This window comes from Actinophytocola sp. (assembly GCF_035942955.1).
Lineage (GTDB): Bacteria > Actinomycetota > Actinomycetes > Mycobacteriales > Pseudonocardiaceae > DASYTH01.
Genome location: NZ_DASZCQ010000338.1, coordinates 1 through 1,513, shown reverse-complemented (window position 1 = coordinate 1,513; position 1,513 = coordinate 1). Strand labels below are relative to the sequence as shown.

Annotated in this window: 1 protein-coding gene and 1 pseudogene; both read right to left on the bottom strand. The window is 78.1% G+C overall.

Translation table 11 applies throughout. The features are described from left to right. Window positions 1–1,048: pseudogene (locus VGX25_RS33815) on the bottom strand (hypothetical protein); the annotation flags it as partial. A gap of 12 nt (window positions 1,049–1,060) precedes the next feature. Then, window positions 1,061–1,378 (bottom strand): hypothetical protein, encoded by a 318-nt coding sequence (locus VGX25_RS33810; RefSeq protein ID WP_326922050.1) that lies wholly within the window; start codon window positions 1,376–1,378, stop codon window positions 1,061–1,063. Window positions 1,379–1,513 lie beyond the last annotated feature (135 nt).

Sequence of the window (1,513 nt, the reverse complement as noted above, 5' to 3'; positions counted from 1 at the left end):
CCGCGGCGGAAGCGGGGGGCGGAGCGTCCAGCACCGGGGCGCCGGCCAAGCCGGCCTGCACGGTTTGGCCCGGTCCGACGGGCACGCCGGTCGGCGGGGTCGGCGCGTCCGGGAGGACGTTGACCCCGCCCGGCTCGGCGCCCACCGGGAGGACGCGAACCGGCCCGGTGATGTCCGGGTTGCCGGGCTCGACCCCGGGCGGCAGGGTGCCGGGCGGCACAAGATCGCCAGGCCGACCGGGCACCACATCACCGGACACACCAGGCAGCAGATCGCCGGACCGACCGGGCACCACATCACCGGACACACCAGGCAGCAGATCGCCGGGTCGGCCGGGCAGCAGATCGCCGGGCACGCCGGGCGGGAGCAGGTTCGCCGGCGTGCCGGCCGGGTTGCCGGGGGCGCCCGTTGCCGTGCTCACCACGTCTGCGGCCGTGCCGGTCGCCACGGTGGCCACGCCGCGGGCCGCGGCGGTGATCGGCGTGGGCGGGCCGCCGTGGCCACCCGGGTTGGGATTGACCAGGTTCTGCACGCCGGACATGTCCACGCCGCTGCCCGGCTGGACGGCGCTGACCAGGTTGTCGGTGATGTGCGAGACGTTCACGGCGGTGCCGCGGACCGCCGTGTCCAGGTTGAGCAGGGCGTGCGGGTGGCCGGCGGCGGCCGCCTGGTTGGCCGCGTCGGAGGTCTGGGCGAGCGCGACGAGGTTGCGGACGATCTCCACCTTGGCGGCGCCGACCTGGTGCGCGGCGTGGTCGAGGCGGTCGGCGGCGGCGGTGCAGCCGCGGGCGGTCGCGGTGAGGTGGCCGGTGTCGGGGTGGACGAACGCCGACCAGTGCCGCCGGGCGGCGTCGCCGGCCCGGCCCTCGACCGAGGTCAGCGCGGTGCGCGCGGCGTGGTCGGCGTCCCGGGTGAGGTGGGTCAGCCTGGTGCCGGCGTCCCGCCAGGCCTGCGCGGCCTGGCGCATGCGGTCCTCGTCGGCCTGCGGCCACCGGACCCCGGCCTGCGCGGCCACTCCGGCGAGTTCGGGCGGGAGCTCGATTCCCATGGCGCCGGCTCCCTACTCGCCCGCGGCGGACAGGTCGCGGGCGCCGGCCGCGTCCTGGTCGCGGTAGGCCGTCGCGGTGTCGGCGAACCGCGTGCCGACCGAGCCGAGCCGGTCCGGCAGCGCGCCGAGACCGCCGAGCGTGCTGTCGGCCGGACCGGTGTGCACGGCGGCGAAGCTCTGGCCGACGGTGTCGCCACCCCAGCACGCGCCGGTCTCGGCGAGCGCGTCGGACAGCTCACGGTGGATCGCGCCGGCCCGCTCGGCCAGCCCGGGGAACTGCCCGGCCTGCGCGGCGAGCCGGTCGGCGTCGGCGGTGAACCCGTCGGTCATCGCGCGACCTCTCCGCGGTCCAGCCAGGTGCGCTCCTCGAAGCTCTCCTCGACGGCGGCCGGCGGGTCCGGCCGGAGCTCCGCGGGCGACAGGTCCGCCGTGCCGCGCAGCAGCGCCTCCGGGTCGGTGCCCGGC

What these genes read in the sequence shown, in the direction of transcription:
- VGX25_RS33810 (WP_326922050.1), bottom strand. Translation starts at nt 1,378, where the DNA reads ATGACCGACGGGTTCACCGCCGACGCCGACCGGCTCGCCGCGCAGGCC.